A 15,564-nucleotide genomic window follows, 5' to 3' on the forward strand; every position below is an offset into this window, starting at 1 on the left:
TATTGCTTCAGACACCTTTAGGCAAGGAAAAACCACTCAACCGAGTGGTTTCATCCTTAAAATTGGCTATCATCAATAGCGTCTAACCAAGCTTTCGTTGCATTAAGAGTTTCTTCAAGCGCACCCTCTTGGAACGGTGATTTAATGCCTGCTGCTTCAACCACTTGTAGGAAGGATTTCGTTCCTCCAATTTTACAAATACGCATGTAATCTTCCCAGGCTGTTTCATCATGGTCAATCTGCGTGCGTTTCCAGAATTGAAGAGCACAGACTTGAGCTAACGTATAGTCAATATAATAGAACGGTGAGGCGAAAATGTGCCCTTGACGGTACCAGAAAATACCACGGTCTAGCGCCTCTGACTCTGAGTAGTCTTTTGAAGGGAGGTACATTTTTTCCAAACGACGCCAAGTGGCTTTGCGTTCTGCTGGTGTCATCTCAGGGTTTTCATAAACTTCATGTTGGAAATGGTCAACGAGAACACCATAAGGCAAGAAGAGAAGAGCACCTGATAAGTGACTAAACTTGTACTTCTCTGTTTGTTCCTTGAAGAACAAATCCATCCAAGGCCATGTCATGAACTCCATAGACATTGAGTGAATTTCACAAGTTTCATACGTTGGCCAAATTGCCTCTGGTGTTTCTACCCAGCGTGAATTGTAAACTTGGAAAGCATGTCCTGCTTCATGAGTCAAGACATCAACGTCCCCACGAGTGCCATTGAAGTTAGAGAAGATAAATGGTGCTTTATAGTCTGGTAAGTAAGTACAGTAGCCACCTGTATCTTTCCCTTCTTTAGCAACCAAGTCTAACAACTCATTTTCAACCATGAAATCAAAGAATTCACCTGTTTCTGGAGATAATTCACGGTACATTTTCTGTGCTTGTTCAACAAGAAACTCTGGTGTCCCTTGAGGTTTGGCATTGCCATCAAGATACTCTAAGCCTAAATCGTAGTGTTTCAACTGCTCAACACCAATACGCTTAGCTTGACGCTCACGGAGTTCATCGACGATTGGGACAACGTGTTTCAAGATTTCCTGACGATAAGTATTGACCATATCACGATTATAGTCAAAACGATTCATGCTCTTATAACCGTATTCAACATAATCTTTAAAGCCAAGTGTTTTGGCAATTTCATGGCGAACTTTAACAAGCTCATCGTAAACAGTATCAAAAGCTTCTTCATTTGCTTCAAAAAAGGCTGTAATGGTATCTGTTGCTTCTTTACGTGTCGCACGATCTGGGTCTTGTCCAAATGGTCCCATTTGAGAAAGGTTGTAAGTTTTTCCACGGAATTCCATTTGCGCTGTTGCCATCAAATTGTTGTAACGATCCACCAATTCATTTTCCTTTTGGAAAAGCGGAATAGCTTCAGATGAGAAAGTTGTCAACTTGTTTTCAGCCAACATAAAGAAGGTTTCTGGTAAAAAGCTTGATAAATCTTCACGGAATGGACTAGCTAATAAGACACGGTAGTAATTCGTTGTTAGCTCTTCAAAAAGCGGTGCGTATTCATTCCAAAAGGCTGTTTCTTCATTGTAAAAGGCATCTGTCATATCAATAGAATGACGAATACTCCATAGCGTTGCTTGCGTATCCGTTGAAAAGTTAATTGCTGTGATTTCTTTTGCAATGCGTACAGCTTCTTCTCCAGTTTGAGCATCCGCTAATTGCTGCGTTAAGGTTGTCAATTGACTTTTCAGTGCTTCATAATCTGGACGTACATATTGGTAATCTTTAAATGACATAAAGTCCTCACTTTCTACATACTCAATCATAGTGCATTTATCATGATTTTGCAAGGGTTTTCTCATGCCTAAGCAAAAAGAGAGGGAGCGTCCCTCTCTAAATAATATTTAGTTCAAATCATTAAAGACTGCTTCCATGTGGAGAATAGCTTCCGCTGGGAGCGGATTTTCTTGGTTATCATGGTTAAAGTTAAGAAGATAGTTAAGGCGAATTTGCATACGATCACGGAGAAGTTGACGATAAGAATCATCAAAATTAGGAACTTCAAACCCTTCAACGTCTAGGTAATCAAAGCCACGAACATCGCCGAACGCTTTGAATTCACCAGTACCATCAACAACACTCTCGATAATACCAAGAGTCACTTCTTTTGGTATTTTCTTGCCCATATAAGAGCCAGTGTTAATCACATAACATTGCACACCAGATTCAAAGAGTGATTGGAATTTCTTATAATCTTCAACCAATGGGTACACACGGAATGGGTTTGCATAAGGCTCAATGATGAGGCTGTTTAGGCTATCAGAAGTGTTTTCAGCACTTGAACGCATGGTTGTCAAGGTACAACCCATAGTTGCCGCCATAACAGGATCTGAGAGGCGTACCAAAGGTGGTAGCGAATCATCCTTCATAATCCAGAAGATTGATTGGATTGGATCATCAATACGGTCCACACGGTTTGGAGTAGAGTAACGAGATTTCACCGTACGACCATTACCATTGCGCACATCTTCTGTCACAAGGCGGAGCTTGCCTTCCTTATCAAGAGCCACACCACAGTTTTGAACGGTTACGAAGTAATCTTGTTCTCTATGACCTGCTGGGTAGTCACTGGTCTTATCGAAGTATGATGGTTCCAAAGCAATGGATGAGCCATCTTTTTGTGAAATGATAAAGGCATCATCATGGAGAACGTTGATGTCGTATTTACCATCATGTTTGGCGTGAGTAAGTGTTGATTTACCAGAACCTGATAGACCAAAAAATGACGCAACGTAAGGACTTTGTCCTTCTTTCTTGAAGATTTTAAGACCGCCGTGACAAGAAACATAATTGTTACGCGCAGCAGTTCCCCAAGCAAGTGTTAAGGTTGATTTTTTCAATTCACCGAAATAGTGCATCCCAAGAATAACGGCACAGTTGTGATTAGTGTCAAAGTAAGCTAGCCCATCTGGATAATCTGGGTGTGACCACTCTGGATCTGAAAAGATATAAATATCTGTTTCTTCATAGCGTGGAGAATTCTTCAAGCGTGCCAAGTAGTCTGCATTCATGATTTGGAAATTCATCAACCATGAATAAAGGTTGTTGATATCATCTTCTGGCACCATGAGGTGGGCACGAAGCATAAAGGCTTCATCAAGACCAACAATAGCATCTGCTTTATAATACTGTCTATGACGGCTTTCAAAAATAGCATCACGGACAATTGGTAACAATTTAGCATCTTCCCGTGGGTTATTGCCATAGATGCGACGTGCTTTTGCAGTACGACCAACAATTGCTCCGCCATTTGCTAATAACACTTTCGCATCATCTGGAAGGCCAAGTTCCTTAGTATGAGCAACCGGCATATCAAGCACAATCGTATTTGGTGCTTTCAAAGCTAGTTGGTAAGCCTCAACTAACGTTTTAATCGGCTTCACATGATTTTCATAAAAAGCAGTCTCAACTGTTGTTTTCAAAGCTGAAAAGTAAGGTGTGTCCTTACGCATCACTTCTTCTGCAAAATGCTGACGTGTAACCATAGGGTTTCCTCCTAATATTGTAATCGTTTTCTTTAATGTAAGTATACTACTTTTTATAAGAAAGCGCTACCATTTTTGGTAAAAAATTTGATTTTCTTGAAAATTATTTTAGATTTTCGTAAATCATTCTATCTAACACTTAACAAAAATCAAAAATTACTTTTCGTTTCTTTCTTAAAAGTGCGGACGCAAGCAACCTCCTACGGAGTTTCATTGCTATTTTTTGAGCCTAGGTCTCAAAAAATCCGTTCATATCGAGGGTAAACTCTCGATATGAATACCACTATAGCGAAAGAAACATTTTAGCCTCACTTCGTTCGGTAGTCAATCAAAAGTATTAGAGGTTCTAAAATGCTAATTTTGATTTTGGATGAGTATAACATCATTCGACTTAATTATTGGAATGAATTGTTACACCAATTCCATTATGAAAAGAATCATAAAATTCTTGATATTCAGTAACTTTTTCAGCTGGGAATAAGTCCGTATTAATGACCTTTACAATTTGCCAAAATCCAACAGGCAAACTGAGCTCTCCCTTTTTCCAAAAATATAGTGCATCACCTTCAATATGAAAGGCAATATCACTCCAATCATCCGCTTCTAGTGCTTCAAAAATGATTTCTTTCCCTTTAAGAACTTTCCACACCTCTCTGATAATCTCTCGAAAGCCTTGTTTATCAGTTACGATATCTTCGAGCGTGAGTTTTTGTCCCTTTTCAGTTAAGTAGAGATAGTGACTGACTCCTTTTGTCACATAGTCATCTGACAAGATACCTGATTGATAACGCTGAATAGCGACACAGTAGGCATTGTCACCAATCAAAGGATTAACAATTTTTTCTGGATAAATAATTGTAGCCAATTGGCTATTTCTCTCATTTTCGACAACTTCAGTAATAGCTTTACCAAGTTTTGAAGTGGTCACCTTAGGCATTGCGTAAAGGAGATTGGCTGAACCTTCTGTGGTCAGTTCCTTGTCAAAGTCAACAATGGCCACTTCTAAGTACGTTTTCAAGCGCTGCTCTTTTTCAAAAGAAATCCAGCAAAAGCTACCGACTCCCGTCGCAACTAATAACATCAGAGAAACGATACATTTCCAACGTTTAGACATAAAACCATATCCTTTCAAGATGATTATACCAATTTTGAACACGCTTACAAAGTTATACCATAAAAAGACTACTCTCGTAGCCTTTTACTATACGCCATAAAGTTCACTAAGGGTGACAAATTGATAACCTTGGCTCACCAAATAATCTAAAACAGCTGGTAAAGCATCTGCTGTCGTTCCATGGATGTCATGCATGAGGATAACAGCGCCAGGACGTACCTGACTTTGCACGTTAGCTAAAATCGATTGTGTGTTGCGATTTTTCCAATCCAAGGTGTCAACATCCCATAAAATTTGCGGATAGCCAACCGTAGCTTGAACAGTTGCATTCGTTGCACCATAGGGTGGGCGCATGAATTTGACTGGTTTTCCAGTTGCTGCCGTAATCACTTTGGTTGTTTCATCCATCTGCCACTTGATGTCATTAACCGACAAAGATGGTAAGGATGGGTGACTCCATGTATGGTTTCCAATCTCATGTCCTTCTGCAACTTCTCTTTTCAAGATGGCTTCGTTACCAACCACAGCACTTCCAAGCACAAAAAAGGTTGCTTTGGCATTGTACTGCTTTAAGGTATCCAAAATACGTGTTGTACTAGATGGATTTGGCCCATCGTCAAAAGTTAAGGCAACAACTTTTCCCTCTAAGGCAACTTGGGGTTTTCCAAACAACAGTGATTTTTCACGTTCTTCACGCGCCTTTTCTTCTTGATATGTTTGATAAGCAGTCAAGGTATCACCTTGAAGGTATTTGGAATCAATCTTATCAAATAACTCTTTCAGTGGAAGATAGCAAACGTCAATACCAGCTATTTTTTGTGGCAAATGAATATCTAAAGCATCCGATTTCGGAACAAAGACAAGTGTCTTCAAATCAACCTTTTTTAGTTCTTCTAGTTGAGCCTTCGCCGTCTCATCTAGTTTCCCTTCATTAGAAAGTTGCTTTTCCATAAAACTAACCCATTTGTTAGTAAAAAATGCTGTGTCAGGAACAAGATCTGTTATCAAAAGCAGTTGACCATCCTCTTTGATATAAAACTCCTTCCCTTCCAATGTTTTTTCTAAGGTTACTTTTTTAGGCTTATTAGCATATTGACGCATTTGAAGTTTGTACTGTGATACAGTTGCAAGCTCCGAAGGACTAAGTTTACTATCCACAAAAGCTAATTGCTTGATTTTAGAAGATTTCTCAGAGGAAGTACCATAATGCTCTGCAATGAGAGCTTTTATCTCTCGAGAAAGAGCAGGTAGTGGTTCATTATTTTGACCAATAGGATAAGCTGCTGACACATAGGTTTGGTCAATCATTCCAGATTGAATAGAAACCTTTTGATTAGCTGTCATAGCTTTTTCTTCCTGAGAAATAACTGCTTCAATTCGCTCTTTTTCCCATTCAATCACTTTTTTCTGATACACCTGATATCCCAAGACGACGATAACTAAAACTAGTAAAACATTCACAATTTTAAGGATAGTCCCCTTATTCTTCACTTCATTCCTCCTCGACTGTATTACAACCATGATACTAAAATCAAGACTGTTCGTCAACGAAAAATCTAGACTAATATCAACAAATCGTTTATTTTATGATTTAATCCTATGTTTAAAATTTAAAAACGATAAGTTGTTACTTGCGCAGCATATCTCGATATCAAGAGATTTATATGGTAGTAACACTCCTTTGTCTATGATATCTGCTTTGCCTTCAAACGATATGTCGTCAAAAAATCTCCCAACAAGTGTTAGGAGATTGTAGATACTATTTAATATCAAAGACAACAGATTTCACAGTAGTCATTGCTTCGATTGAGTATTTGATACCTTGTGTACCGGCACCAGATTTTTTAGCTCCCAAGAATGGGAAGTTGTCTGTACCACGTTGTGTTTTATTGTTGATGTGAACAGTACCTACTTCAAGTTGCTCTGCGATTGAGAAGGCAAGTGGGAAGTCGTTTGTAAAGACTGACGCTTGAAGACCATATTCAGATTCGTTTGAAATCTTAATAGCTTCTTCAACTGAAGACACACGAATGATTGGCATGATTGGACCAAATGGTTCTTCCCAAGCCAAACGCATATCTGTTGTCACATTGTCATAAACTGTTGGCCAAATAAGGTTACCTTCACGTTTGTAAGGTGTAAGAGCTGTTGCTCCTTTTTCTTCTGCATCTTTTGCAAGACCTTCAATGTAGTCAGCTGATCCTGAATCAATAACTGGAGTGATGTCAGCATTATCTTCTGGCATACCAATTGTTAATTTTTCAACTTCTGCACGGACAAGATCAACTAATTTGTCCGCAACGCTATCCATAACAAGGACACGTTTAACGGCTGTACAACGTTGACCAGAGTAGCTCAAACCACCACCAACGATGTCTTTAGCCGCTTTTTCAAGGTCTGCATCTTCAAGGACGATTGCTGAGTCTTTACCACCAAGTTCCAACATGATTGGACGCATACCAGCCAATTTACCGATACGCTCACCAATTGGTGTAGAACCTGTAAAGTTGATAAAGTTAACTGCTTCGTGTTCAACGATGTAGTCACCAATGATAGACCCTTTACCGGTAATAGTGTTGAAAACACCTGCTGGAAGACCTGCTTCCGCAAATGCTTCCGCAAGAAGAAGACCAGAAATAGACCCTTGTGTTGGTGGTTTAAGGGCAACAACGTTACCTGAAATCAAGGCTGGTGCAATTTTAGAACCTGCAAGGTTTACTGGGTAGTTAAATGGTGAAATAGCAAGAACAAGTCCTAATGGCTCACGACGAACAACAGCAATTTTTTTCTTGCTGGCTGCTTCAAAGCTACCACCTTCAAGCACTTCACCCTCAAGACGAAGTCCTTCTTCGGCAGAATAACGAATGATGTCAGCGGTACGAACCACTTCTGAAATAGCTGCTTTGATACCTTTAGCCACTTCTTTTGAAAGTACTTCACCAATTTTCTCAGCATCACGTTCAAGGATGTCTGCTACTTTGTGAAGGTAAGCAGCACGCTCAGCATATGAAAGCGCACGCCATGCTGGTTGAGCAGCCTTAGCTGACGCATAGACAAAGTCAACCTCTTCTTGGCTCATTGCTGGTACTGAACCAAGTTCTTCACCATTTGCTGGAGCATAGATTTTAATGTCGTTTTCAGAAAGTTTCCATTCTCCGTTGACAAGGTTTTTATATTGTTTAGTCAAAATATCTCTCCTTTTAGTTTAATAGGTATATTGTAGCATATTTTTCTGAATATTCAACAATTTTAACAATCAAACTGTACCAATCGGTACAGGGTATACTGTCATTCTAGCACTCTTAGTTTTATTGTCAAAAATTTGCTACGGCAATTTAGAAAGTTTTCATAAAATAATTATTTTTAGCAGAAAAGAATTGCAACATGACACTGACTAATTTAACCAGTAAAATCATGACTGCACTCACTAAAACGTAATTAAACGGAATATTTGTCGTATGAATCAACGGCGTATCTGCCAAGAATCCGTAATTAGCTAAGGTATGATAATTGACAATGACCAAGGCAAGATTTAAGCCAAGAGTTATACTGATAATCTGTCGCCAACTAAGTTCGTGCTCTGCTTTTTCAAAAAGATAGGCCAACGACAAAATTAATAGAGAATAATGTCCAACGAAAAAGAAAGTATTCGTCACATGGACAAGTGGATAGGGATAAAAGGCAGGGACAGCAACTGCCAAAACGGCACCAACGACGCCAAGTAAAGCAAAGTAATGCTTAAAGATATTCCTATTTGGAAGTAATAAGATGGTAAACATCCCTATGCGACAATGATAAAGAGGCAGTGCTTCATGTAAGGGAAAGCCAATTCGTACATACCACAAATACACCAAAAGCATCATGAGGGCTAGTACACTTCTCACAACAATGATAAATCGACGAGAATTTCTATAGCGATACCCCAAATAAAAGCAAAGCGGAAGACCTAATAGACTCAGTAGGGTGCCAAACAGTGGCAAAGTCAAAACTCTGGTCGGTACGGTACTGAAAAAATCCAAATTACACGCCCTCCAATACTTGAACAACTTGACTTAACTGCATCGAATTGGAACCCTTGAGCAGAATTTGATCATTAGGTTGCAACAGTTCAGTAATCTTAGTAACCATCAGGTCAAACTGGTTTTCTTCTGCTGTTTTCTTAAAATAATAAACATGACCAATTGGAAACATTTGACTAGCTAATTGCGCTAATTCTGCAATATCTTCTCCGTAGAAAATGACAGTGTCAATGATTTCAGGATTTAGGCTCATCACCATTTGATTATGGAGAGTAACAGACTGTTCACCCAATTCTTTCATATCAGCAAGTACAGCTAGTTTTTTTCCATTTGGATTTGCAGGAATGCTTGAGAAGGTTTCTAAAATCAAACGCATTGCAGTTGGATTAGCGTTGTAGACATCGGATAAAATATCTGCGCCATTGGCAGCTTTTTTCCACTCGGTACGGTTGCGTGTCAAGTTAAGCTGTGATAGGGCTAAGATGATATTTTCTTCGGTAACGCCTAAAAGTTTTCCGACATAAGCTGCAACCATCGCATTTGTAGCGTTATATTTTCCTGGTACTGGAAGGGTAATAGCCGAGCTCATAAAATTAGTCTCAAAGGTTAAACTTTCTTTTTCTTCTACCAAATTCAAGACCTTAAGCTCTGCCTTGTCCCCAAAACGGTGAATAGTTAAGCCATCAGGTAGGTAGGCATCTACAATGGTATCTTCTGGTAATAATAAGGTAGCACCGCTTGGCATACCATCTGCCAGCTGCATCTTGCCTTCCGCAATTTTCTCACGCGTGCCAAAGAACTCTAGGTGAGCCTCACCTATCAAAGTCACAACGCCAATGCTTGGTTTGGCTAACTCAGATAAGAGTTTGATATCGCCAAGGTGATCTTGCCCCATCTCTAAAACAATTTTCTCAGTGTCTTCTGGCATATGAAGAACTGTATAGGGCAAGCCAATTTCATTATTATAGTTGCCCTGTGTCTTATAAGTTTTATAAGTTGTTGCTAGGATATCATGAATCATATCTTTTGTTGTTGTTTTCCCATTTGATCCCGTCACAGCAACCACTTCAACCTGCATTTTATCAAGATAATACGCTGCTAATACTTGGAAAGCTTTCAAACAATCTTCAACTAAAATATGAGGGAAAGTCACTTCTTTTTCTGAAAAAGTAGCACTCGCTCCATTCTCAAAAGCCTTTTCCATAAAGTCATGACCATCTCTTTCTCCCTTGAGTGGCAAGAAAATATCCCCTTCTGCAATCAAGCGACTGTCAAACTCAATCTTCTTGAGCTTAACATCGTCATAAACGGTCACGTCATTTTTTGCTCCGACAAGGCGAGCAATCTCGTGTAAGGTTAATTTCATCGTTATCCTTTCATAAACTATCGTGTTTTCAAACAATCTCCTAATGTTTTTACCTATCAAAAAAAAGAGCCTAAGCTCCCTTATTATATCATATTTTAAATCAAATGACTTTCTCGCTTGTCAAACATCTCTTTGGCTAGACGAACGAGTTCTTCTATTAGGTCAGAATACTTCAATCCCATGTTATCCCAAAGAAGTGGGTACATTGACCATTGCGTGAAACCTGGCATGGTATTAAGTTCATTGAGGTAGATTGAACCATCTTCTGTTAGAAAGAAATCACATCGTGATAAGCCACATCCACCAATAGCTCTAAAGGCTTTAGCAGCGTAGTCACGCATCTGGTTCATGACTTCTGCTGGGATCTCTGCTGGGATAGCCATGGTAATCTTATTATCAATATATTTGGCTTGGTAATCATAAAAAGCGACATTTTTAACCACCTCTCCAGCTTCAGTTGTCTTGACATCGGCATTTCCTAGAAGTCCAACTTCAATTTCACGCGCAACGACTCCCTGCTCGATAAGGATACGGCTGTCATATTTTAGGGCTAGGGAAATAGCAGAGCGAAGACTAGCTTCATCTTCTGCCTTGCTGATTCCTACAGACGACCCCATATTAGCCGGCTTGACAAAAATAGGAAAGGTCAATTTAGCTAAAGTATCCGAAATAGCTTTTTCTAAATCCTCACCTTCAATAAATACCGTATAAGCCACCTGAGGAACCCCCGCAGACTCAAGAACACGTTTGGTTGTGATTTTATCCATCGCAACACTTGATGACAAAATATTAGTCCCTACATAAGGCATTCTCAAAACCTCAAGGAAACCTTGGATGGCACCATCTTCTCCCATCGGACCGTGAAGGACTGGGAAAACAACCGCACCTTCTTCGTAAATATCACTTGGACGAATTTCTTGATCATCCGCAATGGTGTCATTAGTCATCAACTTTTCATCAGCATTAGGTGTTTCAGAAAATTCCTGTGTTTTAATGAAACGTCCTGTTTGTGTGATGAAATAAGTTTTCACAAAGAACTTCTCGTAATTAATCGCACGCATGACGCTTTCTGCTGAAAGAACTGACACTTCACGCTCCGCAGAACGTCCACCATAAAGTAAAATTAGAGTTTCTTTAGACATTTATTCTCTCTTTTCCATGTATCGTATTTTCTTATTTTATCATAATTTACCTGTAAATACAAAGTTGATAATAAGTTGATCATAATGTAAGAAATACTGATATTTTTCGTGCAATTTTCCTAAAAAGGAGTATAATATATGAGATATTATAAAAGAGAGGTTAAACATACCATCTGACGGTATGTTTCAGGATGTTTAATCCATGAGAATTATTGTAGTTGGTGCTGGGAAAGTCGGCTCCGCTCTATGCCGCTCATTAGTTGATGAAAAGCATGATGTTACTTTAATTGAAGAAAATGAACAAGTTCTTAAGCAAATCGTCAAACGTCACGACATGATTGGTATTGTCGGAAACGGCGCTAATTTTAAGATTTTAGAACAGGCTGAGATTAAAAATTGTGATATTTTTGTTGCACTGACAGATAAAGATGAATTGAATATGATTGCTGCTGTCCTAGCTAAAAAAATGGGCGCTAAAGAAACCGTCGTTCGTGTCCGCAATCCTGAGTATTCGAATGCTTATTTCAAAGATAAAAACTTTCTTGATTTTTCACTGATTGTCAATCCTGAACTTTTAACTGCACGCTATATTGCCAATAGCGTTGAATTTCCAAATGCCAAGTCCGTAGAACATTTCGTTAATGGTCGTGTCATGCTCATGGAGTTCAAAATTTCAGACGGAAGCAAGCTCTGCAATATCCAATTAAGTCAATTTCGTAAAAAATTTGGCAATATCCTTGTTTGTGCGATTCAACGTGGGCAAGATATTATCATTCCTGACGGAGATGCGACTTTACTGACTGGTGACATTATTTTCGTCACAGGAAATCGTGTTGAAATGATTCTTTTCCATAACTTCGTCAAATCTAAGGCAGTTCGTCGTATGCTATTAATTGGTGCCGGTAAGATTTCTTACTACTTGCTCAATATCTTCAGAAATAGCAAAGCGCATGTGAATGTTAAGATTATCGAAGTTGATGAAAAACGTGCCCGATGGTTTAGTGAGGAATTCCCTGAAGCTCACGTCGTACAGGGAGATGGAACAGCCAAAAACGTCCTCTTAGAAGAAGGAGTCGAACACTTTGATGCTGTTGCAACTTTGACACCGATTGATGAAGAAAATATCATCACATCAATGTTTTTAGAAAAAATTGGTGTCCGTAAAAACATTACCAAAGTTAACCGTACAAGTCTGTTGGAAATTATTGACCGTGAAGAATTTTCAAGTATTGTAACGCCAAAACGTATTGCTGTTGACAATATTATGCACTTTATTCGTGGTCGTAAAAATGCTCAGGACGCTTCTAGCCTTGATGCCCTCCACCATGTTGGAGATGGACGCATTGAGACCCTCCAATTTGAAATCCGTGAAGGGAATCAAATGGTTGGAAAATCACTGGCTGAACTTCGCTTTAAGTCAGACGTCTTGATTGCAGCAATCATCCGTAATGGCAAGCCAATCTATCCAACAGGTGATGATATTTTAGCTATTGGTGATAAGCTCGTTGTTATTACGCTTTTGCAAAATATCACAAACTCTTTTGAGTTATTAGCGAGGTAAGTCATGAACCGTTCTATGATCAGATTTCTCCTCGCTAAGCTGCTTCTGATAGAAGCTGCTTTACTGTTTGTCCCATTGATTGTAGCAATTATTTACCAAGAAAAGGCAAACATCTTATGGGCAATCCTGGGAACACAGGCTATTCTACTTATCTTAGGATTGCTAGGTATTGTATCTAAGCCTAAAAATCTTCGTATCTATACTAAAGAAGGTTTGTTGATCACAGCCCTAGTCTGGATTCTTTGGTCCTTCTTTGGTGCACTTCCCTTTGTCTTTTCTGGTCAAATTCCAAATATTATTGATGCCTTCTTTGAAGTGTCCTCTGGTTTTACAACAACAGGAGCAACTATTTTACCAGATGTTGCGGTCTTATCTCACTCCTTACTCTTTTGGCGTAGCTTTACCCATTTAATCGGTGGTATGGGGGTATTGGTTTTTGCGCTGGCTATTATGGATAATAGTAAAAATGCCCACCTTGAGGTTATGAAAGCCGAAGTCCCTGGACCGGTATTTGGTAAAGTTGTTGCGCGATTAAAAAATACTGCCCAAATCTTATATATTATTTATTTGGCCATGTTTGCTATCTTAACACTCATTCTCATCATTGCCGGAATGCCTGTTTACGATAGTTTAGTCACTGCGATGGGGACGGCTGGTACTGGTGGTTTTGCGGTATATAATGATTCGATTGCTCACTATAACAGTTCATTGATTACCAATATTGTATCCATCGGTATGCTAGTTTTTGGAGTTAATTTCAATCTTTATTACCTCCTTTTAATCCGTAAATTAAAAGCATTTATCGGAGACGAAGAACTTCGTGTTTACCTTGGTGTTGTGGTATTGGCAACCGTTATGATTTTCCTAAATGTGGGCCACCTCTATCCAACGGTTCAAAAAGGGTTAGAATTATCATTCTTCCAAGTATCTTCTGTGATTACCACGACTGGTTTTGGAATAACCGATATTACTGTCTGGCCACTTTTTTCACAAGTCATTTTGCTATTATTAATGTTTATTGGCGGCTCTGCTGGGTCAACTGCTGGAGGAATCAAAGTTGCTCGAGCGATGATTATTGCCAAAATTTCACGACTTCAAGCCCTTTCAAGCCTCTATCCCAACAGAATTATGACCATTCACATCAATCATCAGCCTCTTGATAAAGCAACACAGCATGGTGTCCTTAAATATTTGGGAATCTATGTGCTCATCATGCTAGGCTTGACCCTAAGCCTATCTCTTGATCATGATAATATGATGGTGGTCATTAGCGCTGTAGCTTCAACGTTTAACAATATTGGGCCAATGCTAGGCACCGCAGATACCTTTGCGATTTTCAGCCCATTTTCTAAACTGCTCCTTTCCTTTGCTATGATTGCAGGACGTTTGGAAATCTACCCAATCTTACTTCTATTCATCCCAAAAACCTGGAGCAAATATTAACCCACCAAACCAATTCCAAGCGGAGTTGGTTTTTTGAATGCCAAAAAAACACCAGATGATGGTCTGGTGTCACATGTCTATAAGGTCAAATCCTTCAAAAAGGCGTCTAATTCAGCCTGCACTTCTGGTGTCGTACCTTTGAGCTGGTGAAGGAGGTCTGTCAACTGGGCTGACTTGGTCGCAATCTCTTGGTTAGTCTTGTTAATATTCGCCACAATATCCGTCAATGGTGCTACTTCTTCCTCCTCAAAGGTATCAACGTAGCGAGGGATATTGAGGTTAAAATCATTTTCTTGCAACTCTTCAAAGCTCGCCAGATGGGCGAACTTGTCCATGTCTTGACGAGACTTGTAAGCCTTTAAGATTTTCTCGATATGCTTGTCTTCCATGAGGTTCTGGTTTTTACCCTTGGTAAATTCCTTAGAAGCATCAATGAAATAAACATCACGAGTGGTTCTATCTTTTTTGAGAATAATCACCGTAGTTGGAATGCTGGTATTGAAGAAAATATTGGCTGGCAAACCAATCACAGTATCAATAGCCCCTTCTTCCAATAAATGCTGACGGATTTTCCCTTCCGCATTCCCACGGAAAAGGACGCCGTGGGGTAGGACAATGGCCATGACCCCACCATCTTGCTTGAGGTGATAGTAACCGTGCAAGAGAAAGGCAAAGTCCGCTTTTGATTTTGGCGCCAAGGCACCAAAGGCTGAGAAACGAGGGTCTTGCAAGAAACCACTGTCTGCTCCCCACTTGGCCGAGTAAGGTGGGTTCATGAGCACGCCATCAAAGTTTGTTGGCTCCTGCGTTGGCCAGTCTTCGTCTAGCGTGTCAGCATTGTGCAAATATTGATTTTCAATCGGTACACCATGCAAAATCATGTTCATGCGAGCTAGATTGTAGGTTGAGGTATTGAGCTCCTGACCAAAATAAGAAATGGTATTTGGCTCACGGCTATACCGTTTGGCATTCAACAATAGGGAACCAGAACCCATGGTCGGATCATATAGGGTAAAACCTTTCTTACTCTCACGACCAAGCAGGGCAATCTGCGTCATGAGCTTAGCCACAGGTTGGGGCGTGTAAAACTCTCCTGCTTTCTTCCCTGAGTCAGTCGCAAACTGACCAATCAGATACTCATAAGCATCCCCGAGCATGTCACCAGCATGACCTGCCACATCCAGCACTGCCAAGGCTTTCATGACCCCTGAAATGGTCTGGTTTTGTTTTTGAGGCTTATCTCCTAACTTTTTCGAGTACAAATCAATGTCCTCAAAAAGATTTTCAAAGGTAATTTCCCAAAGTAATTTCCACTTTAGCTTTCGAAGTGGAAATTAGTCTAAAACGGATTTTTATGGTGGAATTAAGTCTGAGACGTTTGTGTTAGAAATGAGTCCTTACTATGACAAAATATAA

Annotated in this window: 10 protein-coding genes and 1 pseudogene; 2 read left to right on the plus strand and 9 right to left on the minus strand. The window is 39.6% G+C overall.

Annotated elements, in window-relative coordinates; translation table 11 throughout:
• Window positions 1–56 precede the first annotated feature (56 nt).
• The 8 genes from EAF07_RS08500 to EAF07_RS08535 all read right to left on the minus strand — a co-directional run bounded on the left by EAF07_RS08500 (window position 57) and on the right by EAF07_RS08535 (window position 11,144).
• Window positions 57–1,754 (minus strand): M3 family oligoendopeptidase, encoded by a 1,698-nt coding sequence (locus tag EAF07_RS08500; RefSeq protein ID WP_121836135.1) that lies wholly within the window; start codon window positions 1,752–1,754, stop codon window positions 57–59.
• 108 nt (window positions 1,755–1,862) lie between these two features.
• On the minus strand, window positions 1,863–3,503 hold the full coding sequence (locus tag EAF07_RS08505; protein WP_121836136.1) for a phosphoenolpyruvate carboxykinase (ATP): 1,641 nt from the start codon (window positions 3,501–3,503) through the stop codon (window positions 1,863–1,865).
• A gap of 391 nt (window positions 3,504–3,894) precedes the next feature.
• Complete coding sequence (locus tag EAF07_RS08510; protein WP_121836137.1) at window positions 3,895–4,617, minus strand: hypothetical protein; 723 nt, start codon at window positions 4,615–4,617, stop codon at window positions 3,895–3,897.
• An 87-nt stretch (window positions 4,618–4,704) separates the two neighbouring features.
• On the minus strand, window positions 4,705–6,108 hold the full coding sequence (locus EAF07_RS08515) for a polysaccharide deacetylase family protein (RefSeq protein ID WP_183121685.1): 1,404 nt from the start codon (window positions 6,106–6,108) through the stop codon (window positions 4,705–4,707).
• A gap of 268 nt (window positions 6,109–6,376) precedes the next feature.
• On the minus strand, window positions 6,377–7,804 hold the full coding sequence (locus EAF07_RS08520) for an NADP-dependent glyceraldehyde-3-phosphate dehydrogenase (protein ID WP_121836139.1): 1,428 nt from the start codon (window positions 7,802–7,804) through the stop codon (window positions 6,377–6,379).
• 148 nt (window positions 7,805–7,952) lie between these two features.
• A complete protein-coding gene (locus EAF07_RS08525; RefSeq protein ID WP_183121686.1) occupies window positions 7,953–8,636 on the minus strand; it encodes a TMEM164-related integral membrane acyltransferase in 684 nt (227 codons plus the stop codon).
• A gap of 1 nt (window position 8,637) precedes the next feature.
• Window positions 8,638–10,002, minus strand: a complete 1,365-nt coding sequence (locus EAF07_RS08530) for a UDP-N-acetylmuramoyl-tripeptide--D-alanyl-D-alanine ligase (RefSeq protein WP_121836141.1) — start codon at window positions 10,000–10,002, stop codon at window positions 8,638–8,640.
• Window positions 10,003–10,097: 95 nt separating this feature from the next.
• Entirely contained in the window at window positions 10,098–11,144 is a 1,047-nt protein-coding gene (locus EAF07_RS08535; protein ID WP_121836142.1) for a D-alanine--D-alanine ligase, read from the minus strand.
• A 202-nt stretch (window positions 11,145–11,346) separates the two neighbouring features.
• Here EAF07_RS08535 and trkA point away from each other — a divergent pair, with 202 nt between their 5' ends.
• Complete coding sequence (gene trkA / locus EAF07_RS08540) at window positions 11,347–12,705, plus strand: Trk system potassium transporter TrkA (RefSeq protein WP_121836143.1); 1,359 nt, start codon at window positions 11,347–11,349, stop codon at window positions 12,703–12,705.
• 3 nt (window positions 12,706–12,708) lie between these two features.
• Window positions 12,709–14,148: a TrkH family potassium uptake protein gene (locus tag EAF07_RS08545; protein ID WP_121836144.1), complete on the plus strand. Its 1,440-nt coding sequence runs from the start codon at window positions 12,709–12,711 to the stop codon at window positions 14,146–14,148.
• Window positions 14,149–14,225: 77 nt separating this feature from the next.
• Here the strand turns inward: EAF07_RS08545 and EAF07_RS08550 are convergent.
• Window positions 14,226–15,437, minus strand: a pseudogene (locus EAF07_RS08550) (type I restriction-modification system subunit M); the annotation flags it as partial.
• Between the last annotated feature and the right edge of the window lie 127 nt (window positions 15,438–15,564).

Source organism: Streptococcus hillyeri, assembly GCF_003686955.1.
Lineage (GTDB): Bacteria > Bacillota > Bacilli > Lactobacillales > Streptococcaceae > Streptococcus > Streptococcus hillyeri.

Excerpts from the sequence above, each read along its gene's own strand:
- EAF07_RS08500 (WP_121836135.1), bottom strand. The coding sequence starts at position 1,754 with ATGTCATTTAAAGATTACCAATATGTACGTCCAGATTATGAAGCACTG.
- EAF07_RS08505 (WP_121836136.1), bottom strand. The coding sequence starts at position 3,503 with ATGGTTACACGTCAGCATTTTGCAGAAGAAGTGATGCGTAAGGACACA.
- EAF07_RS08510 (WP_121836137.1), bottom strand. The coding sequence starts at position 4,617 with ATGTCTAAACGTTGGAAATGTATCGTTTCTCTGATGTTATTAGTTGCG.
- EAF07_RS08530 (WP_121836141.1), bottom strand. The coding sequence starts at position 10,002 with ATGAAATTAACCTTACACGAGATTGCTCGCCTTGTCGGAGCAAAAAAT.
- EAF07_RS08535 (WP_121836142.1), bottom strand. The coding sequence starts at position 11,144 with ATGTCTAAAGAAACTCTAATTTTACTTTATGGTGGACGTTCTGCGGAG.
- trkA (WP_121836143.1), top strand. The coding sequence starts at position 11,347 with ATGAGAATTATTGTAGTTGGTGCTGGGAAAGTCGGCTCCGCTCTATGC.
- EAF07_RS08545 (WP_121836144.1), top strand. The coding sequence starts at position 12,709 with ATGAACCGTTCTATGATCAGATTTCTCCTCGCTAAGCTGCTTCTGATA.